The organism is Prevotella sp. OH937_COT-195 (assembly GCF_003932845.1).
In the GTDB taxonomy this organism is placed as follows: domain Bacteria; phylum Bacteroidota; class Bacteroidia; order Bacteroidales; family Bacteroidaceae; genus Prevotella.
In genome coordinates this window covers 40867-65131 of the sequence record NZ_RQZH01000006.1, presented here as the reverse complement: position 1 = coordinate 65131, position 24265 = coordinate 40867, and the positions used below count along the sequence as shown (strand labels likewise).

Here is a 24265-nt window from a genome sequence, read left to right as displayed (position 1 = left end):
TCTCAATATAATTTTGGCTGATTAGGTTTGTAATTTCGGCGAAATTAGTAATCAATTTCGCCGAGTTTGTTTTGCAAATCCGCCGAAATTGGAAAATACTTTATTTGAAAATACATGCCGAAACGTTTTTTTGTATATACGAGAACATTATCTCGGAAAAAATATCTAATTTTGCAGCATAAAACAAAAGCATCAATTTATAATAAAACGATGAAGTTTATTGCAATAATACCTGCACGCTTTGCCTCTACGAGATTTCCCGGAAAACCGCTGGCATTGCTCGGAGGAAAAACTATAATACAACGAGTGTATGAACAGGCGGGCAAGGCCGTCGAAGAGGTTTATGTTGCCACCGACGACGAAAGAATTGCTCGTGCAGTGAAAGAATTCGGAGGAAAGGTAGTTATGACCTCCAACCAACATCGAAGCGGCACCGACAGAATAAACGAGGCGGTAGTGAAATTGGGGACTGATGCCGATGTGATAATAAACATCCAAGGCGATGAACCGTTCGTACTGCCGGAACAAATAGTTGCCGTATGCAAGTGTTTTAATGACGATAGGACCCAAATCGCAACACTCGGCAAGCCTTTTGGCAATGACGCGGGAATTGACACGTTGCGCAATCCCAACTCTCCCAAAATAGTGGTTGACAACAACGATTGTGCCATGTATTTCAGTCGCAGCATAATTCCGTTTGTTCGCGGAAAAGAAGAGGACGCATGGCTTTTTTCATTTCCTTTCCTGAAACATATTGGTTTATATGCTTATAAAACAGAAGTTTTAAAAGAAATTACCTCACTCCCGCAATCATCGCTTGAAATGGCAGAATGTCTTGAACAGTTGAGATGGCTTCAAAACGGGTATAAGATAAAAGTAGGCATAACTGATGCAGAGACAATCGGCATAGATACTCCCGATGACTTGAAAAGGGCTGAAACCTTTCTTCACAGTAATCATTTGTAGGTATTTTTACAAGGAATTTGCTATTATCTCGGTATATTTCCGTAATTTTACATGAATTAAACCATATTTGGATATGCGACTATCAGAATTAAAGCGAGGAGAGAGCGGTATTATCGTCAAGGTGTATGGCCACGGCGGTTTTAAAAAGCGCATAATTGAAATGGGGTTCATAAAAGGGAAAAACGTAGAGGTTTTGCTGAATGCCCCGTTGCAAGACCCTGTGAAATACAAAATCATGGGGTATGAGATTTCGTTGCGTCACAGCGAAGCAGCACAGATAGAAGTGGTTAAAATAGCAAGTGATAAATCTGTTCAAGACGAAGAAACGGAAAATACCGGAAAACTGACAATTGGAAGCGAGGCGGCAAGTACACATTCGCAGGCTATGGAGAAACACCGCGAGATAAATGTGGCAATCGTTGGCAACCCGAATTGTGGAAAGACATCTTTATTCAACGTTGCGAGTGGGGCACACGAACGTGTAGGCAACTACTCCGGAGTTACCGTTGATGCCAAGGAAGGTATTGTGGAATTTAAAGGATACAGATTTAATCTTGTTGACCTTCCCGGCACATATTCACTCTCTGCATACTCGCCGGAAGAGTTGTATGTGAGGAAACAGATAGTGGACAAAACCCCCGATGTGGTTCTCAACGTGATTGATACTAGTAACCTTGAGAGAAACTTGTATCTAACCACGCAACTCATTGATATGAACCTATGTATGGTTGGTGCATTAAATATGTACGATGAAATAGAAAAACGCGGCGACACGCTTGATTATACAAAGTTGAGTGAGTTGTTGGGGTTTCCTCTCGTACCAACAATTTTCAAGAGCGGGGAGGGTATAGACGAACTTTTCAAAACCATTATCCAAGTTTATGAGGGAAAATACAAGAAGACACGTGTGAGACATATCCACATAAACCACGGAGAATACATAGAGAGTGCCATAAGCGACATTCAAGAACACCTTAAGGCATATCACGATGTAAGACGGCGATTTTCGACACGTTACCTTGCCATAAAACTGCTCGAAAACGACAAGCAGGTAGAAAAATCAATATCCTTGCTTCCGGATTTCAAGGAAATTATCAAACATAGGGACGATGCTGCCTCATGGTTGAAAAAAGAGACACACGAAGAATCGGAAACGGCAGTTATGGATGCTAAATACGGTTTCATACATGGTGCATTGAAAGAAATAGGATATGCCGAGGGTAAAGAGACTTACAACTACGGCATCACTCACAAATTAGATGCACTGATAACCCACAAGTGGCTCGGCTTCCCACTGTTCTTCCTGTTTATCTATCTGATGTTTTTCACAACATTCAACATAGGGCAGTATCCGATGGAGTGGATAGAAACGGGAGTTGCAGCACTTTCAGAATGGCTCAACGACATTATGCCAAGCGGACCGCTGCGAGCCATGGTCGTAGATGGTGCCATAGCAGGTGTTGGTGCGGTAATAGTATTTCTTCCGCAGATATTGATACTGTATATGTTCATATCGTTTATGGAAGACTCCGGATATATGGCACGTGCGGCATTCATAATGGACAAACTTATGCACGGCATGGGAGTACACGGGAAGTCGTTTATCCCACTGATAATGGGCTTTGGTTGCAACGTGCCTGCCGTAATGGCAACGCGAATGATAGAGAGTCGACGCTCGCGACTCGTAACGATGCTCGTGCTGCCTTTTATGAGTTGCTCCGCACGTCTGCCTATATATATAATGATAGTTGGAACGTTTTTTGCCATTGAATACAGGACTTACATAATGATACTTTTATATGCCATAGGTATCTTGGTCGCTGTATTGATGAGCAGGTTGTTCAGCAAATTCATTGTGAAAGGAGAAGACACGCCGTTCGTAATGGAATTACCACCTTATCGTTTTCCGACGGCAAAGGCAATCATACGTCACACATGGGAGAAAGGGAAACAGTATCTCAAGAAGATGGGAGGTATTATTCTTGCGGCAAGCCTTATAGTATGGGGACTCGGATATTTTCCTCATGACGACTCGCTCGAACCGCAGGAGCAGCAGGAACAGAGTTATATAGGAATGATGGGCAAGGCAATAGAGCCGTTTTTCTATCCGCAGGGATTCGGTTGGAAACTTGATGTGTCGCTAATTGCCGGTGTCGGAGCAAAGGAAATTGTTGCTTCTACGATTGGAGTGCTTTATGCCAACGATGAAGAAGTGGCTGACGACACGCTCGATGACAATACAGCAAAGTATGTAAACCTGCGACATAAGATGGAGGTCGATGGCATAACACCGCTGACAGCATTCGCATACCTGATATTCGTGCTTATCTATTTCCCATGCATTGCCACCATAGCGGCAATAAAGGGCGAGACGGGCTCGTGGCGATGGGCTTTGTTTACGGCTTTCTATACAACTGCACTGGCATGGATAGCTTCTGCCGTTGTATATCAGGCAGGGCGTGTCATCGGACTATGAGTATCGAGAATAAGTATTGCCACAAAGGGTATATAATTGCAATAACATGCGAAACATAATGATTTGGAACATGGGAACATTGAAAATAGAAAACCAAGTTAAGAGTAGAAGCCAATCTGCTGTTGCAAAAACCGCATACAGGCTTATGGCTGATAACACAACACTATGGATTAAACGTCTTTGGCCATGGCTTTTGGGCATATCGTTGGCAACGGCTGTCGCATTTTCTGCAGCACTGATGATGCCGTCTGCCACGACAGATATACAAACCGTTATCCTGTGGTTTGTATGGGTAGCCGGTTCGTTGACAACTCTTATTCTTGCGGCATGCACTTCAGGCAGCGTCATGGCGGTGTTGAAAGAACAAGGCACAAGGCATAACATTGCGAGAGCAATGAAATATTATGCCATACCGGCAGTGGTGTTCATTGCCGACATTGTACTATTCTATTCAATAAGCATTTCGCTCGTGGTGATATGGAAACAGGTAATGCTGCTTCTCCATGTGTTGATTGCAGTTGTCATAGCAATCATTACTTCATTGTTGTTGCTTCCGACAGGTTACAGCGGAATTAAATATATGGCAGAAGATAATGTGAGGTTTGCAAGCATAATTGGGAAAAACTACTTTACCGGCATACGTTTCTATGGAGGATTGTTCGTTACAATCTTTGTTTCGCTGCTTATAGGCATTCTTCTTGCCATTCTTCTTGCCGCACCGTTATGGGTGATTACGGTGGCAAGTCTGCAAGATTCGCTCGGCATATATTTTGGTGATCAATCCGGTATGCCACATACAGTCCCGTTGCTTATTTTTACCGGTGCATTCATTGCTTCCGCAGCCTGTTCGCCGGTGTGGCTATGGCAGTTCTTTTGTATGTACTACCAGTACGGATCGATAAGTGCGAGACTAATGGAAAAGAAGACGGACAGATAGGTCAGTCATATACCGTATTGTCGAATATTCCGGCATCGCGCAATGCCTCAATCCGCTCGATGCATGTCCCACATTTGCCACAGTGATGTTCTCCGCCTTTGTAGCAACTCCACGTCTTTGAATAGTCTATGCCGAGTTTGTCACCCCGCCTTGCTATGTCAGTTTTTGTAATGCCGGTGTATGGTGCAAGTATTTCTATACCGGGAAATGTACCTGCTTTGGTCGCTTTGCTCATCGCCTCGACAAACTCGGTGGTGCAGTCTGGATAAATGGCGTGATCTCCACCGTGATTAGCCATCATTACATATTTCAGTCCGCGGCTTTCTGCAATTCCGGTTGCTATTGAGAGCATTATTCCGTTACGGAAAGGAACAACCGTGGACTTCATGTTATCTTCGGCGTAATGTCCTTCGGGAATTGCGCCAGCACCGTCAAGCAGTGAACTTTTTAAAAATCTTGGCATGAAAGCAAGGTTTATTGTGATATGTTCAATGCCCAAATGTTCGCAGTGTCGGTGTGCAAAAGGTATCTCGCGAGCATTGTGATTGCTTCCGTAATCAAATGAAACACCGAGTGCGATGCGTTCCTTATATTCGTACAACAGTGTGATGCTATCCATTCCGCCGCTTACTATTATGATGCTGTCCTTTTCCATGATGATATTGTTTACGACTGCAAAGGTATCATTTTTCCGGCATAAAAACATCATTGTTAACTCATTGTTTTCCATAAAGACATAACATAAATCAGTTATTCCATAAAATAAGATAAAATAATCATTATCCATTAGCAGATGTCAATTTAATTATTTAATTTTGCAATTAGTAAAAAACATATAACAAACACAACTTATATTTTAAGAGCTATGACAATTGACCAATTTAATTTTGCCGGTAAAAAGGCAATCGTTCGCGTAGATTTCAATGTTCCCATTGATGAGAATGGTAACGTAACCGACGACACTCGCATACGCGGAGCACTTCCGACGCTGAAGAAAATTATAGCCGACGGAGGTTCTGTAATAATGATGTCTCACATGGGTAAGCCGAAGGGCAAAGTTAATCCCAAACTTTCGTTGAAACAGATTGTGCCGGCGGTAAGCAAGGCATTGGGGGTTGTAGTGAAGTTTGCACCCGATTGTGCCAATGCTTCAAACGAGGCTGCGGAACTGAAAGAGGGAGAGGCTTTGTTGCTTGAAAATCTGCGATTCTATCCCGAGGAAGAAGGAAAACCGGTGGGAGTTGATAAAGATGCTCCGGAATATGACGAAGCAAAGAAAGTAATGAAAGCATCGCAGAAAGATTTTGCAAAGAAACTTGCATCTTATGCCGATGCATACGTCATGGATGCTTTTGGTACGGCACACCGCAAACATGCCTCTACTGCCGTCATAGACGAATTTTTCGACAAGGATAATCGAATGCTTGGCTATCTAATGGAGAAAGAGGTAAAGGCCGTAGATGCCATATTGGACAATATCAAACGCCCGTTCACTGCAATAATGGGTGGCTCGAAAGTTTCTACCAAGATTGGAATAATTGAGAACTTGCTCGGAAAAGTGGATAACCTTATCCTTTGCGGAGGCATGACATATACATTTGCCAAGGCTCAAGGCGGAGAAATAGGAAATTCTATCGTTGAACTTGACAAACTTGATGTAGCACTCAACGTTATGAAGAAAGCTAAGGAGAACGGAGTTAACCTCATACTCGGAAGTGACTGCATTGCAGCAGACGGTTTCTCGAATGATGCCAAGACACAAGTGGTACGGTCGAATGCCATACCCGAAGGCTGGCAAGGCCTTGATGCCGGTCCGGAAACTCGAAAGGCATTTGCCGAAGCGATAGAAGGTGCAAAGACAATACTTTGGAATGGTCCGGCAGGGGTGTTTGAGTTCGATAATTTCGTTGGAGGATCGAAAGCCATCGCAGAATCCATAGCGAAAGCAACTGCAAACGGTGCGTTCTCTTTGATTGGCGGGGGAGATTCAGTTGCCTGCATAAACAAATTCGGAATGGCAGATAAGGTAAGTTATATCTCAACCGGCGGTGGCGCACTACTTGAGGCCATCGAGGGGAAAGTTCTTCCCGGGGTAGCTGCCATAAAAGGCGAATAATAAGAGGAACCTGTAAAAAGGAAAGTGCAGCAATAAAAGAGTTTACGGTAATTTCCGAAACTTTTAATGCCGCACTTTCTTTTTCTATTAATTATAGGTAGGTATTAACATTCCGTGATAAAACAAAATAATTTAGAGAAAATAATACACGTTTAAATTCAATATAACCACTTATATATACATTTATATACATTATGTTTAAATTTAGTTTAACGTTATGATGAAAACAAGAAACAAGAAGACGATTTTGTATCGAGAGATTATGGACTACATAATGATAGCAGTGGGCATGCTGTCATATTGTATAGGCTGGACGATATTTCTGCTGCCAAACAATATTGCTACCGGTGGAGTGGCAGGTCTTTCGTCAATACTGTTTTGGGGAACAGAAATACCGATTTATGTCACTTACTTTTTGGCAAATGCCATACTGCTTGTGTTTGCACTGAGATCACTTGGACTGAAATTCTGTATAAAGACGATATACGGAGTAATGATTCTAACTCTTTTTATCACTATTTCCCGTCAGATTTTCCCTAATCCTACGATACTTACAAACGAGCCGTTCATGGCATGTATAATAGGAGCGGTGTTTTGTGGAGTGGGCATAGGATTCGGTCTTTCGTTCAATGGCAGTGCCGGAGGCTCGGACATTATTGCAGCAATAGTTAATAAGTACCGCGACATCTCGCTCGGGCGCGTAATATTGCTGGTTGACATGATCATTGTAACGCTTAGTTACGTTGTGTTGCAGAGCTGGGAACAGGTGATTTACGGATATGTCGTACTAATCATAATTGCGTTCGTGTTAGACCAAGTAGTAAACTCCGGAAGACGCTCGGTACAACTTCTAATAATGTCAGAGAAATATGAAGAAATATGCGAACGTATTACTACAGAACCGCCATACCGCGGATGTACAATAATAGATGCACATGGATTTTATACCGGGAGTAATATAAGATTGTTGTTGGTTGTCGCAAAACAAAGGGAAGCAGGGCTTTTGTACCGCATAATTGACGAGATAGACCCAAACGCTTTCGTTACACAAAGTGCAGTTATGGGGGTATATGGTAAAGGATTCGATAAATTTAAGTTGAAGAAGCACCATCAGAAAATGATGCAGGAACTGAAAAATAGTTCTCCCAAATAAAGTATGTTTGGAAAAATATCTGATTCTTCGGAATGCTTTTCGGTTGACTCCATAAAACGAATATAATATCATAATCCGAGAGAGTATAAAAAGAACAGTGTAAAACTACAACAATAAGTAGTTTTACACTGTTCTTTTTATACTCTCTTTCTTTTATATAATATTACTTTCTCAAGAATTCATTGTTAGAAGGAATTCTTCGTTGCTCAGAGTCCTTTCCATGCGGTCGTGTATGGTATCCATTGCTTCCATTGATGTCATGTCGGCAATATACTTGCGAAGAATCCACATACGGTCTATGGTTGTTTTGTCTTGCAGTAAGTCGTCGCGACGTGTGCTTGATGCCACAAGGTTCACTGCCGGGAATATGCGCTTGTTGCTCAGTGAGCGGTCAAGTTGCAATTCCATGTTTCCGGTGCCCTTGAATTCTTCAAATATCACTTCGTCCATTTTCGAGCCGGTATCGATGAGTGCTGTTGCGATAATCGTAAGAGAACCTCCACCCTCTATGTTGCGTGCCGCACCGAAGAAACGTTTCGGTTTTTGCAGCGCATTTGCATCGACACCACCGGTTAGTACTTTTCCACTTGCCGGTGCAACAGTGTTATATGCTCGTGCCAAACGTGTTATGGAATCAAGGAAAATTACAACATCGTGTCCGCATTCAACCATTCTCTTCGCCTTTTCAAGCACAATGCCGGCAATCTTAACATGGCGTTCTGCCGGCTCGTCGAATGTAGATGCAATAACTTCTGCATTTACGGTTCTTGCCATGTCCGTGACTTCCTCGGGACGTTCGTCTATGAGAAGCATCATCAGATATGCCTCAGGATGGTTGGCTGCTATAGCATTTGCTATGTCTTTCATCAGTATAGTCTTACCTGTCTTTGGCTGTGCGACTATCAATGCGCGTTGTCCTTTTCCTATGGGCGCAAACAAATCTACCACTCTTGTACTAAGATTTGTTGTTTTGGGATTACCGCACAGGTTATATTTCTCATCGGGGAATAGTGGTGTGAGATGTTCGAATGATACGCGGTCGCGTACTTCGGAAGGTTCCCTGCCATTTATTTTATCGATGCTCGTAAGTGGGAAATATTTCTCTCCTTCACGCGGCGGTCGTACATTGCATTGAAGTACGTCTCCGGTTTTAAGTCCGTAACGTTTTACTTGTGCTGCCGATACATATACATCATCGGGAGATGAAAGATAATTGTAGTCGCTCGAACGTATAAAACCGTATCCATCAGGCATAATCTCAAGTACTCCGTTTGCATTTATTATGTCAGAGAAATCAAAGTCTTCAATTTCTGTTTCATCATTATTTAAAGGCATGAACTGTTGTATGGGTTGCAATGGTTGCATCAACGGTGTCGTAGGATTGTCAAGCATGTCGTAGATAGGCATTGCGGCATGGTCTTCTATTGGCAGGTCTATGGATATTATGAAATCCGTTCCATCCCCCGGATCTCCTTCCCACACACTATCTTCCAATCCGACAGGTTTTATTTCTTCAGCCTCGTTGTGTGCATTTACTTTTGCCTGTAGTTGTTGAATAAGATTATTTTCCTCGTTGTCTTGCCCTTCTGAAATTTCTGTTTCAAAACGTTCTTCAGGAATAAATTCTTCTTCGTTTTCAAGAATTTGTTCTGTGTCAATCTTTTGTTCCACGACAGTTTCTTCGTTTATTTCAGAAACCTCCTCTTCTTGTTCTTTGTTTTCTTCAATGGCTTTCCTGACTTCTTCGGCAGCAATTTCGGCTTTCGACTTTCTTCCCCTTTTCTTTGCCGGTGTCTTTACTTGTTCTTCCGCCACTTCCTCTATTGAATTGTCTTCAGCAATCGGTGCATCAGTTTCCAATATATCTTTGAAAAGTTGTTGTTGTTCGGCAGGTTTCTGTTTTTTTGTATCAAAGTTTTCTCCTTCTTTTCCGTTTACAGAATATACTCTGTCTGTGTCTTTTTTCTGTATCCTTGTCCTACGACGTTTTGCTCCAAGCAGATTTTTCTCGCTCTCGAGCACAGCCTGTTTGTCCAGAATGGCATAGATAAGACCTTGCTGATCTGCTCCTTCTTGCACGTCAGCTTCAATTTCTTTCGCAATATTTCCCAGTTCGGAAATATCTTTAGATGATAATTCGTCTATTGTGTACATACGTAATTTAAATATGCAAAGTTAAGATTGTTTGTTGTTTCACGAATGGAAACAACGAGAATGTTTATTAAAACGCTGCAAAGTTACTTCTTTTTTTTATAAAATCATGTTTTGTCTTTGTTTTGTTTGTTTAACAAGTGGCTGTTTAGTTATTTTTAACAGAAGACGAATGTCCGGCAAATATAATTCATCTTCTTTTTTAACGTAAGTTAGGTAAAATGAATCATGTTAAGCTTTTATTTTATAAGCACTTATACATTTAAGAATAGTGAATTATGATAGACGTTTCATAATTTTGATGCTCAAAGACTTAAAAAAAGATATTGATCGGTTGTTTTGTCAGAACAAGATAAATATGAAATAAAGTTGTAAAGAGTAATACAAGATCTCTTTATAAGTGACTAATTTTACAGAATTCTCTAACTGTTTGCACCATTTTTTACCCCGAACCGATATCTCATTTGTGCTTAATCGTAATGCAATATCGCCGAAATTACTTACCAATTTCGGCGGTTTTACTCACCAATTTCGGCTAAATTGCCAAATAGTTTTCATCGAATGACAAACGTTCTTGTGATCAACTCGTAAAAGAATGTATGTCAATAAAAAAATATATGCAGATGGTACTATGCGGAATTACTTTTGCAGAGGTATTAATATACTTGTAATAAAGCATTTAAAGAAATATCGAAATGTCACTCTATACCGAACTTGCGTTTTTTTTATTGTTTTCTTTTTAAACCCATGTGCTGTAAGTATATTTTTATTAAACATATTTTTTTGGTATCATCAATTTATGTTACAAATTTAGTACTTTATATTCCTTTTCTCATATCTTCTCGGCAAGTTCCAACCATCTCAGGCTTTTCTCGTCAAGTTCTTCTTTCAGTTTAGGCAGTCGTATGCTTTTTGTTGTGAGATCTTCTATGTTTAATGTTCCGCTGCAAAGTTCTTCTTCCAGTTTTTTTTGTTCAGTTTCGAGTGCTTCAATTTCTTTTTCTAATTGTTGCATTTCCCGTTGTTCCTTGTATGATAGTCGTCTCGGTTTGTTGTTTTGCTTTGCCGTGTCATTTTGTTTTTGTCCGTTGTTTATCTTTTTTGTTGTTCTTTTTGTCTCTTCTTCTTTGCTTTGCATTGCCGCCCATTGTCGGTATTGAGTGTAGTTCCCGGGGAAATCTTTTATTTCTCCGTTACCTTTGAATACGAGCAGATGGTCAACCACTTTATCCATAAAATACCTATCGTGGCTTACTACGATTACACATCCCGGAAAATCTTGCAGATATTCCTCGAGAATTTGCAGTGTCTGAATGTCAAGGTCGTTTGTCGGTTCGTCAAGTATGAGGAAATTCGGATTACGCATAAGTACCGTGCATAGGTACAGTTTTCTTTTCTCTCCTCCGGAGAGTTTATATACATAGTTGTGTTGTTGTTCCGGGGTGAAAAGGAAATGCTGCAAAAATTGTGATGCGGTGAGATGCCTTCCGCTTCCGAGGTCGATATATTCGGCAACGTCGGTTACGATGTCAATCACTTTCTGTTGTTCGTTGAATCGCAGTCCTTCTTGTGAGAAATATCCAAAACGCACGGTGTCTCCGATGTCGAACCGTCCGCTATCTGCTTTCTCCGTACCCAATAATAGTTTTATGAATGTACTTTTGCCTGTGCCGTTATTACCGACGATGCCCATTTTTTCGAAACGTGCAAAATTGTAATAGAAATCTTTTAGTATTGTTATTGGCGATGATGTGTCTGCATTGAATGATTTAGATACATATTGGCATTCAAAAACTTTACTTCCTATATACACATTTGAGCGTCGTAGCCGCATCTGTCTGTCTTCAATACGTTGTTTGGCAATCCTCTCCAAATCGGTAAATGCTTCCTCGCGATAGCGTGCCTTGTGTCCGCGTGCTTGCGGTTGGCGGCGCATCCATTCAAGTTCGCGTCGGTACAAGTTGTTTGCTCGTGCTATCTCAGAACGTTTGTTGTCTATACGCTCTTGTCTCTTTTCGAGATAATAACTGTAGTTTCCGCGATATGTATATATCGTATTGTCATCGAGTTCCATTATTATGTTGCATACGCGATCAAGGAAAAACCTGTCGTGTGTAACCATTAGCAGCGTTTTGTTTCCTCTGTTCAGGAATCCCTCGAGCCATTCTATCATTTCGAGGTCAAGGTGGTTTGTCGGTTCGTCGAGAATCAACAAGTCTGGTTCTGTTATAAGAACATTGGCAAGTGCCACCCGTTTCTGTTGTCCTCCGCTTAGTTCGTGCATAGGTTGATCGAGGTTCCTTATCTTAAGTTGTGTAAGGATTTGCTTTGCTTTCAAAACGCTCTCTTCTTCGCCTTTATGGTTGAAACATGCGTCAAGCACACTCTCGTTTGGGTCGAAATGCGGCGACTGGTCGAGATAACCTACTCGCAAGTCTCTACGGAAGATTATCTCTCCGCTTTCATATCTTTCGTTACCGTTTATTATTGACAGCAACGTACTTTTACCCGTGCCGTTTTTTGCTATCAGACCAACGCGTTGCCCCTCGGCGATACTCATGTTTATGTTTTCGAAAAGCACCAGTTCACCGAAAGACTTTGAGAGGTTCTGAATGTCGAGATAGGGTATTACAGCCAATTTTTGATGTTTATTTTATGTGATTTACAATCTGTTTGTTCCTTTTAGTCTTTCTTGACCTCCTTGTTTATACTCTCAATATAGTCGAGTATTTCTTCACGCCCGTATGCCTTTTCCGCGCTTGATATAAAATAAGGTGGCAGTATTTCCCATGTGTCTTCAAGTTTCGACATGTATGCTTGTGCCTGCTGCTTAATCTTTGACGGAGCAATTTTGTCGCCTTTCGTGAATACGATGGCAAAAGGAATTTGACTTTGTCCGAGCCAATCTATGAACTCGCGGTCAATTTTCTGCGGTTCATGCCTTATGTCAATGAGTACGAATACATTGGTAAGTTGTTTCCTCTGCAGCATATATGACGAAATCATCTGCTCTAATTTGTTACGTTGTGTCTTAGATCTTTTGGCATATCCGTAGCCCGGAAGATCTACAATGTACCACTCGTTGTTTATTATGAAATGGTTTATGAGCAGTGTTTTGCCGGGTGTCGCCGATGTTTTTGCCAACCCCTTGTGGTTGCATAACATGTTTATAAGACTTGATTTGCCCACGTTGCTGCGCCCGATGAAAGCGTATTCCGGCTTGTTTTCGTTCGGGCATTGATTTACCGTTGCACTGCTTATGCTGAATTCCGATTTGTTTATTTTCATTCCTTTTTGCCGCAAAGGTACGAAAAATATTACAATCTTTTTGCATTACGCTTATTTTAAACTAACTTTGCACCTGAAAAAATGAAACAATGACCCAGCAATACCCATCTTTACTGCTCGAAAAAGCGGTTGGAGAAATGTCAAAACTGCCCGGCATAGGTCGTAAAACGGCATTGAGACTCGTGTTGCACCTGCTTAGACAGGAAGACACGGCGGTTGACGACCTTGCCACTGCACTCAGTCGACTAAAGCACGAGGTGCGTCATTGCAAAGTGTGCCACAACATCAGTGATACCGATGTATGTCCGATATGCTCCGACCAACATCGTGATGCTACGACAATCTGTGTCGTGGAGAATATACAAGACGTTATGGCCATAGAGAATACACAACTGTATCGTGGATTGTACCATGTACTCGGAGGTATAATATCTCCCATAGACGGTATCGGACCAAGCGACATTGAGGTGGATTCGCTCGTAAAACGGGTGGCGGAAGGTTCTGCGTCTGAGGTTATAATGGCACTCGGCAGTACAATGGAAGGCGACACTACTGCTTTTTACATATTCCGAAAACTTGCTGATTATGATGTCCGACAGACTGTAATAGCGAGGGGAATCAGTGTTGGAAACGAACTCGAATATACTGACGAGGTAACCTTGGGACGCAGTATCATCAACAGAGTTCCTTATGAGGGGAGTATAAAATGAATATGATAAAAACAATATATTGGCTGTCCATTGTCGTTTCGTTGCTGACGGTCGTACTTTTCGAGACAGCCACATTGATGCCGGGAGTGCTTGCAGACGATGTGGAAATACAATTCGTCGTGGTTTCATTGTTAGAATTGCTTACCGTTTGCATAATCCCGCTTGCCGTACGAATGTTTCGTTTTAAAATGGTGCGTGATGATATAAAAGCAGGGCACTATATCCGTTGGGCGTTTGTGCGTCTGCTCATGTTGGCTTTGTTGCTAATTGCCAATACTTTATTATACTATATATATATGAATGTAGCATTCGGGTACATGGCTGTAATATTGCTAATATCCATGATATTCATTTATCCTTCGGGGGCGCGGGTAAAGAGAGAAACATCAATAGAAGAATGAAATTAACGGTAGTAATAGTAAGTTATAACGTAAGATATTATCTTGAGCAATGTCTTGGCAGCCTGCGGAGAGCGTTGCGGGACATAGATGCCGAGGTGTATGTTGTTGACAATCACTCGAAAGACGACACCGTAAATAATATACATCGCTATTTCCCGGAAGTAAATCTTGTGGAAAGCAACCACAATCTCGGATTTGCACGGGCAAACAATATAGCCATAAGACAGACAGACAGCGAGTATGTGCTATTGCTTAATCCTGACACTTTGGTGGGAGAAAAGGTAATAGAGGAATGCCTCGCGTTTATGGATGGACATCCGGATGCCGGGGCACTCGGTGTGCGAATGCTGGATAGTTATGGCAATGCCGCAATGGAAAGCCGTCGCGGACTGCCTACACCCATGACCGCATTCTATAAGATGATTGGTTTGTGCAAGCGTTTCCCCAATAGTCACAGATATGGGAAATATTATATGAGTTATTTGTCATGGGACAAACCGGTAGAAATAGAAGTGGTAAGCGGGGCATTCTGTATGCTGCGCCGAACAGTTCTTGACAAAGTAGGACTGCTTGACGAGGATTTCTTTATGTATGGCGAAGATATAGATCTTAGTTGCAGATTGTTGAAAGCAGGCTTTAAAAATTGGTACTATCCTGTCGACATATTACATTATAAGGGAGAAAGTACGCAGAAAAGTAGTTTTAGATATGTCCATGTGTTCTATGAAGCCATGTTCATATTCTTCCGTAAGCATTACGGTAACATGACGATATTTTTCAGCATTCCCATTAGGACGGCTATTATATTCAAAGCGTCTATGGCTGCGATTGCATTGGCATGGGGCAGACTGCGCAAAACTTTGGGATTTTACAAAGGACGCGAGCGTTATCCGGGGTATGTTTTCATTGGCAGAGATTGTGCCATCAAAAACTGTAGGCGTATATCAAAGAAACTCGGTCTTACGGCGAGATATTTTACTGCAGACTGCAACAGTATGCCGGAGGGACATAATGCAATTAAGGAAATATGCGACATTGACACCCCTACATATATAGTTTATGACATAAATGCCTACTCATACGAGGATATTTTGAGAATATTTGGCAGAAATCCATCAAAGAACCTGATTATCGGCACTTTCAATATAAGGAATAACAGAATAATAACATTTAAAGAAGTGTTGGCATGACACAGGGAAAGATAATTCTCAGGGCACTTGAACCGGAAGACTTGGAAGACCTCTACCTGATAGAGAACGACCGCAATCTGTGGGACGTGGGAATCACCAATGTACCGTATTCACGCTATTCATTGCGTGAGTTCATTGCCAACACGACCAATGATATATATGCCGACCGCCAGTTGCGACTCGTAATAGATACTGAAGAGGAACGCGTTGCCGGAATTGTCGATTTATTCAACTTCGACCCGCGACACAGTAGAGCCGAGGTAGGCATAGTTATGAAAACGGCATTGCGCGGACGAGGAATTGCAAAGGAGACATTGGCAGAATTGCACCGATATGTTGCCGAAGTTCTGGATATTTTCCAATTGTATGCCGTAGTGCCGTCATCAAACGAAAAATCATTGCGTCTGTTCATTTCACAAGGTTATGAAACTACCGCTACATTGCGACAATGGCTGTCAATAGGCAACGGATATCAAGATGCACTATTGTTACAAAAAAAAATAAAAAAATAGTCCAATAATTTTGTGGATATAAAAAAAAATCATACCTTTGCACCCGCAATCTTTAAAGGGGCATTTGATTGGTGCGTTAGTTCAGCCTGGTTAGAATGCCTGCCTGTCACGCAGGAGGTCACGGGTTCGAGTCCCGTACGCACCGCAAAGTCAGCGATTAACCCCTTCATAAAGATTAATGGAAAAGCCATGGTGCGTTAGTTCAGCCTGGTTAGAATGCCTGCCTGTCACGCAGGAGGTCACGGGTTCGAGTCCCGTACGCACCGCACAAGCCGTCCTTAATTAAAGGGTGGCTTTTTTTATGATATTACACTACGATTTTTAGTCATACAAATTAATGTTAAATATTTGTGTAATCATATAGAAAAGAGTATATTTGCGAGATAAACAAACATACTAATATTAATTATAAAAAAGTAAAAAGAAACATTATGACAATCAGTAAGAAAATGCAAGATGCGTTCAACGCACAAATAGAAAAGGAGTTTTGGTCAAGCAATCTATATCTCGGAATGGCATTTTGGTTTCGTGCTCGCGGCTGGAAAGGATTTGCGACATGGATGTTTAGGCAGAGTGAAGAGGAAAGAGAACATGCCTTGGAGATGGCAAAATATTTGTTAAGTCGTGGCGGAGAGCCTAAAGTTACCGCGATAGAAAAGGTTCCGACAGAGTTTGAAAGTCCTCAGTCAATATTTGAAATGACATACAAGCACGAACAAGAAGTTACCAATCTTATCAACAAACTTGCCGATGTTGCCGACGAAGAGAAAGACAGGGCATCAGCAAATCTTTTGTCGAAATTCATTGACGAGCAGGTAGAAGAGGAAGAAACGGTAAAAGAAATTCTTAATTTCTTTGTAAACAACCAAGGCCATGCCTTAGGAATCCTCGACTACCGTCTTAGTAAAATGCAGTAAAAATATCTTTTACGGTATATGATTAAAATATAGGACATCGGTGTATGTAAATCTAACATGATTTGACATACACCGGTTTGTTTTTTTATTGGAAACATGCATTGTTGAAATTGTTTGCTTACTCGTTCTCTGCATGTTGCCTTCTCAGTAGAATATTCCGCAGACAAGTGTCAGGTATTCGGGAACATGAACACCGTCACTCCATTTAATGTCAAGTCCGAGCAGTTCGCTTGCCGTTTTGCACATGTCGAATCCGAATGCCTCAAGTGACGGGCGAACCTTGTCGGGATGCAAGCATGGTTTTCCTTTGATGCGTTGACACGAAGCCCCTCCGCAATGTGGGCAGTTTCCCACAAACCCAAAAGCATGACCTCCGAGACATTTTTCTTTGGCAAGTAACATGTCATTCATTTCGTTTGTCACAGGTAACATAAGGTCGTTGGCGGAACTTAAAGGCAGCGTAAGGTCGTTCGGAATAATCTTTGCGCCCATAATCCATACTTTTTCATATTTGTTTATTACATCGAGTTCTTCTTTTGCAAACGGCGGACATCCGTACCGTTTGCCGTAATTGCTGCATTTACGGCACAACTCAACGAAATAATCTACATTGCGAAAACGCTCTATATACTCCCTTGCCGGAATGTCTGCCGTCAAACGTTCTATTGTACATGTAAGGTTTTGGGGAGTATGTTCCATTTTATTTTCTTTCAAGGTTAGGAGATTCGACATAATGTTATACCAAGCCGAACTGCCGATAAATTCATGTTATTCCTTTCGCCTACCAACAATTTGTTATTAGTAAACATTTCTCTCAACCTTTATAAAACAATTTATAATCCTCACATTAAATATTATCCACGCCTTTGTTCAATATACTTTCCATTTGAATTTTCAAAATATGGATAACATCAGATTGTTGTTTTCTGATAAATCTTCAGTCCGAAATCGGGTGTTATGGCGATGATATATTCCATTATTGTGGAAATGTCGTGTTCGTATTGCACTGCCACTTTGTTTTTTAGGAAGAAAATAAACTCCACGGCAAGACCGCTCTGTGTAGCCTCTGCTTGTCGCACAAGTATCATCATATCCGAATTTACCGCCTCATTTTCCTTTAGCCAACGTTCGGCATACCTTCTAAATAGTGTGACATTCACAGCATTTGTTTCTATCTCTTTTTCTTTAAAATAACCTTTTGTAATAAGTGCAGCGCGCGTGTCATCGTCAATAATGGTCACTTGGTTGAAGTCGTAGTACATTCGTCTCACCACTTTCCTACCTGCACTCTCTATCATTCCTTTCCAGTTTTGGAACGATTCATCTACAAGTGTCTTGGGCGATATGGTCATTATCGTGTTGTCGAAATTCCTAACCTTCACAGTTGTCAGCGTCATCTCTTCCACAACGCCGTCAACCCCCGTGTTGCCTACCGTAATCCAGTCTCCTTTGCGCAACATATCGTTGCTCGTGAGACGTACACCGGCCACGAGACCGGTAATTGTGTCTTGGAAAACCAGCATCAAAATTGCCGATGTGGCTCCGAGTCCGGCAAACAGTACCATTGGACTCTTGTTGATCAATATGGATACTACGACGACTACGGCGATGAAAATCATTACAATCTTAAGTAGTCCGCAGAATGTATAGAGATACTGCTGGGTTGCCGTACGTTTTTCGCTCTCGAACTGTTTGAACGAGTCTATAAAAACTATCAGTGTGGCCACTGACATTATTGTTATGTATATGGCAGTAAGGCGTGTGAGAACCATTTGTACGGTGTGGAACTGAAAGAACACCCATGGTAGCAGCAGCCACACCACCACGGCGGGTACGATATGACTTGCAGAAATTAGTGCGCGCCTGTTTAGCAAAATGTCATCCCATTTCGTATTGGTCTTTTTAGTTGCTTTTATTACGAGCGGAACAATGATTTTACGGCAAATATAACCTGTCCCTGCGGCAAGCAATATGGTGATCAGCACGAGCAGGGCATGACGCACCACAGGCACTGCGCTTCCGGTTATTCCGCATATATTTATAAGATGTTCTACTATCAATACGATTTTTTCCATAATCTTCTTTTTTCAAATTTACTTGCAAAGGTAATTAAAATTAAGTGTAATGCAAAGCAATTTAGTGTGTTTGTTTCGTGTTAGTTTAGGAAAATTAAGAATGTTTTTAATGCAAGAATTGAACGAATATAAAAAATAATATTATCTTTGCCTGTCAAATATCGCTTCTTTCCTTGTTACGACAAGAAAAGACAGGGAATATTAATTATAAAGGATAGGAAATATTAGTTATTAGGAAAGGATTGTTATGAGGTATCTTATTGTAATTTTTATATCCGCCTGCATCGGAGCATGCTCCACCAACAAGTCCGGCGGATTGCAAACAGAGAGAAACAAGATGGAAACAAATGAATTAACAGACATTGAACGTTACGTCATAGAACAAAAAGGGACAGAACGTCCTTTTACAGGCGAGTATAACGATTTCTTTGAGGCGGGTACTTACGTTTGTAAACGTTGTGGTACCGCATTGTATCGCTCAAAAGACAAATTTCGTTCCCGTTGCGGTTGACCCAGTTTCGATGATGAAATAAGCGGGGCGGTAAAACGCCTTACCGATGCCGACGGCGTGCGTACCGAGATACAATGTGCCAAATGCGGTGCACATCTTGGGCATGTGTTTACGGGTGAGGGATTCACTCCCAAGGATACGCGCCATTGTGTGAACTCGGTATCTTTAAAATTTGTTCCGTCAAAAAAGAAAGATAATAAAATGAAAGAGATTTATTTTGCAGGAGGATGCTTCTGGGGTACGGAGCATTACTTTAAACAGTTGCGCGGAGTTGTTGAAACACATGTGGGATATGCCAACGGCAATATCGACAATCCGACATACAAAGAGGTGTGTACTGACAAGACAGGTTTTACCGAAACGGTACGCGTTGTATATAATCCCGATGTCATTACATTGGATTTCCTTACCGAAATGTATTTCAAAGCCGTTGATCCTACGAGTGTTAACAAGCAGGGAAATGACGTCGGAAGCCAATATCGTACAGGGATATATTTCAAAGATGATGCCGACAAACCGGAATTACAGAAAGTGTATGACCGTGTGCAACAGAAAGTGGGAAGCAAGTTGGCTGTGGAATTGCTGCCTCTGAATAATTTTTATGATGCGGAGGAATATCATCAGGATTACCTTGATAAGAATCCCGAAGGTTATTGTCATCTTCCGGCATCTCTGTTCAAAATGGCAAAAGAGGCTAATTCTCGCAAATGATATTAGTTGCGGATAGCGGGAGTACCAAAACTTCGTGGATTCTTGCAGGGAAAGACCGTGAGTCAACGAGGATAGCAACGTCCGGAATAAATCCTGCGGTGCAAGACAGAGAGGAAATGGTTTCTGTTTTGGCAGATATGGTTTCCTCGCTACCTGAAATTCCGTGTAAGATATATTTCTATGGTGCGGGATGCCGCGGAGATGTCCGCCGGAGTATGGCAGAACTATTGCGGTCGGTATTTACAGATACGCAGAGAGTTAAGCATTTAGAGGTGGAGAGCGATCTGCTTGGTGCCTCTCGTGCTTTGTTTGGCAATGCGGAAGGTATTGCTTGTATTCTCGGAACGGGAAGCAACTCATGCTTGTACGATGGAAAAAACATGATAGAGAACATCCCCCCGCTCGGTTATATCCTTGGCGATGAGGGAAGTGGTGCCGCAATTGGGAAAGCATTTCTGAATGCACTTTTCAAGAACGAACTGCCTGCATGGTTGAAGAACGAATATCTTGCAGAGACACGACAGACATACGATGACATTATACGCCGCGTATATCGTGAACCGGGAGCAAACAGATTTCTTGCATCTGCTTCAATGTTTATTGCCAAACATATAGACATTAGGCAGTTGGCTGATATTGTTGAACAGAACATTGAGCAGTTCTTCGTAAAGAATGTATCTCGATATTCACGCCGTGACCTGTCTGTTGCAGCAGTCGGAGGTATGGCATACGTTTATCAAAGTATATTCAAGGAAGTGGCTGCGGATAAAGGTTTTAATGTCTCTAAAATACTCAAAGAGCCAATAGAAGCACTCGCTGATTACCATTTGGAATACAGACAAACATGATGTTTTTTGTAAATTGGGCGGTGTTGGAAAACAATATCGCCCAATTTGCTTACTAAATTCGGCGATATTGGAAAGTAATTTCGGCAGAATTGTTTTTATCATCGTTTTATTCTTGGAAACATTTTGCGCACTCGCATAAGAAAGTTAACTACAGAACCTGCTGAAATAATAAGTGTCACAGAAGAAATGATAAGCAATATGCCCATTCCCAAACGCAGTGTCATTGGCTCGTTGAATATGGTAACGGCAAATAGTACAGCCGACACCGGCTCGAAGGCACCAAGTATGGCAACCGGTGTTGAACCGATTTTTTGTATTGCGGCACTTGTGCATAGAAGTGAGAACGCAGTGGGAAAGAATGCCATTGCCAACGCGTCTGCCCACAACCATGGCGAGTTTGAGAGAATGTTGAAACTGTCTGTATCAAAGTTGTATGCGTATAGGAAGGTTCCGAAGAAAATTACATATAGTGTAAGTTTAAGTGTAGGTACGTCTTTCAGTCTCGGCATGTTTACCCATACTAAGTATATTGCGTAAGAAAGAGCAGAGCCTGCCACCATGACGAGACCTGCAAGAGATAGTGCCCGACCGTCGCCACCACGGTAAAGCAGTCCTATGCCTGTCATTGCCAAGACTATGCTGAATACGGTAAGCACCGACACTTTCTCGTGGAAGAACAAAGCCATTATTATCGTGACCATTATGGGATATACAAAAAGTAATGTGGAGGCTATGGCGGCACCGATATAGGCATAACTGACATACAACAATAGTGAAGAAGCCGCCATCAGCAGTCCGAGTGTTGCAAGGGGAATCCATTGGTTGCGCTTCAGTCCGAAACCGCGTCCCCGTGCCACCATTATTGTTGCAAGCATTGGTATGGCGAGTAAATAACGGATAAACAATACGCTTGATGCATCGATTCCGGCATTCAGCAGCGGCAGTGCAAACAGAGGATTTGTGCCATAAGAGGCGGCTGCCAATATTCCTAAAACGTAACCTTTGAAAGAATTGTTCATAACGGTGTGCAAAAATACCAATTAATATTTATTTTAGAGTGTCTTTCAATGATTTTATACATGTCTTTTGCAAAGAATGAGTATCTTTGCATTCGAATTAGTATAAAAGCAAGATTGAAATGGAAATTTTACGGAACATCATGCAAGAATCCCAATGGCCTGTACTCACAGCATTCATTCTTGGTGTACTCGTGGCACAGCATCCATGCTCTTTGGCCACGAACATCGCTGCGATGAGTTATATAGGGAAAGACGTTGGTAATCGCCGCAGGGTATTTCTTGACGGATTACTTTATACCCTTGGAAGAACCATAGGGTACACGTTGCCGGGATGGGCGATAATATTGCTCGTGCGAAGTGGTGTTGAGGTGTTAAATCTTGGAGATTTAATATCCGAGTGGGGGGAACGTGTGTTGGGACCGTTGTTGATAGTTATCGGAGCATATCTTCTATATAGCGACCTGTTGCACCATCACGACCATGTTCCCCGGCTGCCTTTCGGTGGCAAGCATGTTACACCCATCGTACTCGGCATAGTCTTTGCCATGGCATTTTGTCCGGAGAGCGGCATCGTTTATTTTGGAATGATTATGCCGATGTCTGTCGAATTGTCTTCCGGTTACCTGCTCCCTGTAAGTTTTGCCATCGGCACGGGGCTGCCCGTGGTACTTATGTCGTGTTTTTTTGCTTATAGTTTCGGGCGTTTCTCGCGTCTTGACAGTGGCATGCGTTTTGTAAAGGCATGGTTTACACGTCTCATCGCCGTCCTGTTCATACTTGCAGGCGTTTTCGTTTTGTTGTATTGAATTTCATTAAACGGGTGTTCAAAATTGTTACACCTACATATTTACTTTACTTATATGATCTGCCTGAAAAGTATTCACAACCTTGAAGTTCATCTATTTTTCGTATGTTATGACAACATTCTCGTAGCCTAATGCGTTGAAAATCTTTGTAAATTGCTCCGTGCATGATAGTTCTGCTGTTTTTATGTTAACAGACGTGACACAGCACCGCTTCATTTGTCTGTATGCGCGCAGGTATAGTGTGGCACGGTCGCGGTCAGTCCACGAACCACTTTCGTAGAACGATTGCGTGCGCCCTTCATCAATAAAATTGTTGTCGAGCAGTTCGATTTTCGGCAGACGTGCCATCAACGTGTCGTTATTCATTCTGAGCCAGTTTGGTGTTGCCTTGTGCATGTTTACTCCGAGACGTAATGTACCGTAATATATACGCACAAGTTCGTCGTCAGATAAAATTCCTTTACGTACGGTATCCACAATTTCCTCATCGGCTATGGAAAGGAACTCCCATTCGCCTATATCCTGCATCGACTTTATCAGTGTCGGGGTGGGGGAGATTGTCTCGGTCAATTCGGTTTCAATGTGGTCGCGTTTAATCTTTGATGCAAAGATTACCACGGCAATAGCAATGACAAGAATAGTCAACGACCATATCAGACATGTCATTTTCCCGAATGTTAGTATTTTTTTTCCGTGTATTTTCATTTTCTTTCCAAGTCTGTTTTTATTATTATGTCTGTTATGTCTTCGTAATTCAAATTCTTCCTAAACGTTACGGTTATGTCGCTCTCCTCGTATCCTATTTGTCGCAAAATTGGTACAAGGGTGCGCGTTGCACTCTCCTGAGCCATTCTGATTATACCCATCTTTGGTATGTCGTTTATTATGGCTTTACGTCCTTGCGCGGCATATTCTGCCATTTCATTGTCGCTGAAATTTGACCGCAATAGTGGTACATGTCTTTTAACATCTTCGTGATTGATGCGTGTGGAGGTTAGTTCCACTTGAGGGTCGGGAAGTATAATCTCTATATTCTTTCCTGTAATCTTTACGTTTTTGTCGGAGAAATCGGAGAAATCAATATATGCCTTTATTGTCGCATCCATTGGGATTGCCATCTTGCGCGAGCCGAGTGGCAGGGGTATGTCGAAGTCTTGTTGCAGGATACTGCCTTTCAGTTTAATCTCATCGTTGTGAGTTACTATCTTGTGTACCTTTATTTCGGCAGTATATAGTTTTGAACACTTCTGTATTTGGGTTATCAGCAAAGCCTTCGAGTGACTTGGATTTTCGTCGTCATGCGACATGGCATTGCCAGACTTGTTTCCTTTCTCGCTGCACGCCATTGCTGACAATATAATTAAAAATGCAAATATTTTCTTCATATTGTTTAATATTATCATGTTGCAAAGTTAAGATAAATATCTAATGATTGATAAATATGGATGCTTAAATTTTGGTTTTATTTGGAATTTAGT

At 41.8% G+C, this 24265-nt stretch carries 22 protein-coding genes, 2 tRNA genes and 1 pseudogene; 16 read left to right on the top strand and 9 right to left on the bottom strand.

Annotated features, from left to right (window positions below; all coding sequences use genetic code 11):
• The first annotated feature begins 210 nt into the window (after positions 1–210).
• The 3 genes from kdsB to EII32_RS04050 all read left to right on the top strand — a co-directional run bounded on the left by kdsB (position 211) and on the right by EII32_RS04050 (position 4379).
• Positions 211–966: a 3-deoxy-manno-octulosonate cytidylyltransferase gene (gene kdsB / locus EII32_RS04060; RefSeq protein WP_125234168.1), complete on the top strand. Its 756-nt coding sequence runs from the start codon at positions 211–213 to the stop codon at positions 964–966.
• 73 nt (positions 967–1039) lie between these two features.
• Positions 1040–3442, top strand: coding sequence for a ferrous iron transport protein B (gene feoB, locus EII32_RS04055; protein WP_125234167.1), 2403 nt, complete (start codon positions 1040–1042; stop codon positions 3440–3442).
• Between the two features lie 58 nt (positions 3443–3500).
• Entirely contained in the window at positions 3501–4379 is an 879-nt protein-coding gene (locus EII32_RS04050; protein WP_125234166.1) for a hypothetical protein, read from the top strand.
• Position 4380: 1 nt separating this feature from the next.
• On the opposite strand, the gene queC is transcribed toward EII32_RS04050, so the two are convergent.
• On the bottom strand, positions 4381–5034 hold the full coding sequence (gene queC / locus EII32_RS04045; protein WP_125234165.1) for a 7-cyano-7-deazaguanine synthase QueC: 654 nt from the start codon (positions 5032–5034) through the stop codon (positions 4381–4383).
• Between the two features lie 210 nt (positions 5035–5244).
• Between queC and EII32_RS04040 the strand changes: the two genes are divergently transcribed.
• Both EII32_RS04040 and EII32_RS04035 read left to right on the top strand, forming a co-directional pair.
• On the top strand, positions 5245–6495 hold the full coding sequence (locus tag EII32_RS04040) for a phosphoglycerate kinase (protein WP_125234164.1): 1251 nt from the start codon (positions 5245–5247) through the stop codon (positions 6493–6495).
• A 220-nt stretch (positions 6496–6715) separates the two neighbouring features.
• Complete coding sequence (locus EII32_RS04035) at positions 6716–7648, top strand: YitT family protein (RefSeq protein WP_125234200.1); 933 nt, start codon at positions 6716–6718, stop codon at positions 7646–7648.
• 171 nt (positions 7649–7819) lie between these two features.
• Here EII32_RS04035 and rho read toward each other — a convergent pair whose 3' ends face one another.
• The 3 genes from rho to yihA all read right to left on the bottom strand — a co-directional run bounded on the left by rho (position 7820) and on the right by yihA (position 13087).
• The gene (gene rho, locus EII32_RS04030; RefSeq protein WP_125234163.1) at positions 7820–9802 is read right to left on the bottom strand and encodes a transcription termination factor Rho; all 1983 of its coding nucleotides are present in this window, start codon (positions 9800–9802) and stop codon (positions 7820–7822) included.
• Positions 9803–10631: 829 nt separating this feature from the next.
• Complete coding sequence (gene abc-f / locus EII32_RS04025) at positions 10632–12437, bottom strand: ribosomal protection-like ABC-F family protein (protein ID WP_199741391.1); 1806 nt, start codon at positions 12435–12437, stop codon at positions 10632–10634.
• A gap of 44 nt (positions 12438–12481) precedes the next feature.
• Complete coding sequence (gene yihA / locus EII32_RS04020; RefSeq protein ID WP_125234162.1) at positions 12482–13087, bottom strand: ribosome biogenesis GTP-binding protein YihA/YsxC; 606 nt, start codon at positions 13085–13087, stop codon at positions 12482–12484.
• Between the two features lie 89 nt (positions 13088–13176).
• Here yihA and recR point away from each other — a divergent pair, with 89 nt between their 5' ends.
• From recR to EII32_RS03985, 7 genes are all read left to right on the top strand, one after another.
• Positions 13177–13797 carry a recombination mediator RecR gene (recR, locus tag EII32_RS04015; RefSeq protein WP_125234161.1) on the top strand — a complete coding sequence of 207 codons (621 nt, stop codon included), beginning with the start codon at positions 13177–13179 and terminating at the stop codon, positions 13795–13797.
• A 2-nt stretch (positions 13798–13799) separates the two neighbouring features.
• Positions 13800–14198, top strand: coding sequence for a hypothetical protein (locus EII32_RS04010; RefSeq protein WP_125234160.1), 399 nt, complete (start codon positions 13800–13802; stop codon positions 14196–14198).
• Entirely contained in the window at positions 14195–15388 is a 1194-nt protein-coding gene (locus EII32_RS04005) for a glycosyltransferase family 2 protein (protein WP_125234159.1), read from the top strand. Before EII32_RS04010 ends, EII32_RS04005 begins: the two co-directional genes overlap by 4 nt.
• Positions 15385–15900 (top strand): GNAT family N-acetyltransferase, encoded by a 516-nt coding sequence (locus EII32_RS04000; protein ID WP_125234158.1) that lies wholly within the window; start codon positions 15385–15387, stop codon positions 15898–15900. The genes EII32_RS04005 and EII32_RS04000 overlap by 4 nt, the downstream gene beginning before the upstream one ends.
• 70 nt (positions 15901–15970) lie before the next feature.
• Positions 15971–16045: transfer RNA gene (locus tag EII32_RS03995), tRNA-Asp, on the top strand.
• A gap of 46 nt (positions 16046–16091) precedes the next feature.
• Positions 16092–16166: transfer RNA gene (locus EII32_RS03990), tRNA-Asp, on the top strand.
• Positions 16167–16331: 165 nt separating this feature from the next.
• Positions 16332–16817 (top strand): ferritin, encoded by a 486-nt coding sequence (locus EII32_RS03985; RefSeq protein ID WP_125234157.1) that lies wholly within the window; start codon positions 16332–16334, stop codon positions 16815–16817.
• 144 nt (positions 16818–16961) lie between these two features.
• Here EII32_RS03985 and EII32_RS03980 read toward each other — a convergent pair whose 3' ends face one another.
• The gene (locus tag EII32_RS03980) at positions 16962–17549 is read right to left on the bottom strand and encodes a DUF2284 domain-containing protein (RefSeq protein WP_125234156.1); all 588 of its coding nucleotides are present in this window, start codon (positions 17547–17549) and stop codon (positions 16962–16964) included.
• Positions 17550–17728: 179 nt separating this feature from the next.
• The gene (locus tag EII32_RS03975; RefSeq protein WP_125234155.1) at positions 17729–18892 is read right to left on the bottom strand and encodes a mechanosensitive ion channel family protein; all 1164 of its coding nucleotides are present in this window, start codon (positions 18890–18892) and stop codon (positions 17729–17731) included.
• Positions 18893–19139: 247 nt separating this feature from the next.
• Here EII32_RS03975 and EII32_RS12480 point away from each other — a divergent pair.
• The 3 genes and pseudogenes from EII32_RS12480 to EII32_RS03965 form a co-directional block, all read left to right on the top strand.
• Positions 19140–19571 (top strand): annotated as a pseudogene (locus EII32_RS12480) (methionine-R-sulfoxide reductase); the annotation flags it as partial.
• Positions 19572–19604: 33 nt separating this feature from the next.
• On the top strand, positions 19605–20114 hold the full coding sequence (msrA, locus tag EII32_RS12475) for a peptide-methionine (S)-S-oxide reductase MsrA (protein ID WP_233582302.1): 510 nt from the start codon (positions 19605–19607) through the stop codon (positions 20112–20114).
• Positions 20111–20962, top strand: a complete 852-nt coding sequence (locus EII32_RS03965; protein WP_125234154.1) for an ATPase — start codon at positions 20111–20113, stop codon at positions 20960–20962. The genes msrA and EII32_RS03965 overlap by 4 nt, the downstream gene beginning before the upstream one ends.
• Before the next feature lie 98 nt (positions 20963–21060).
• Here the strand turns inward: EII32_RS03965 and EII32_RS03960 are convergent, their stop codons facing one another.
• Complete coding sequence (locus EII32_RS03960; protein ID WP_125234153.1) at positions 21061–21981, bottom strand: DMT family transporter; 921 nt, start codon at positions 21979–21981, stop codon at positions 21061–21063.
• Positions 21982–22100: 119 nt separating this feature from the next.
• On the opposite strand from EII32_RS03960, the gene EII32_RS03955 reads away from it, so the two are divergent.
• Positions 22101–22787: an aromatic aminobenezylarsenical efflux permease ArsG family transporter gene (locus EII32_RS03955; RefSeq protein ID WP_125234152.1), complete on the top strand. Its 687-nt coding sequence runs from the start codon at positions 22101–22103 to the stop codon at positions 22785–22787.
• 93 nt (positions 22788–22880) lie between these two features.
• Here the strand turns inward: EII32_RS03955 and EII32_RS03950 are convergent, their stop codons facing one another.
• Together EII32_RS03950 and EII32_RS03945 are read right to left on the bottom strand one after the other, a co-directional pair.
• The gene (locus EII32_RS03950) at positions 22881–23492 is read right to left on the bottom strand and encodes a DUF4230 domain-containing protein (RefSeq protein ID WP_233582300.1); all 612 of its coding nucleotides are present in this window, start codon (positions 23490–23492) and stop codon (positions 22881–22883) included.
• Positions 23489–24172: a DUF4230 domain-containing protein gene (locus EII32_RS03945; RefSeq protein WP_125234151.1), complete on the bottom strand. Its 684-nt coding sequence runs from the start codon at positions 24170–24172 to the stop codon at positions 23489–23491. Before EII32_RS03945 ends, EII32_RS03950 begins: the two co-directional genes overlap by 4 nt.
• Between the last annotated feature and the right edge of the window lie 93 nt (positions 24173–24265).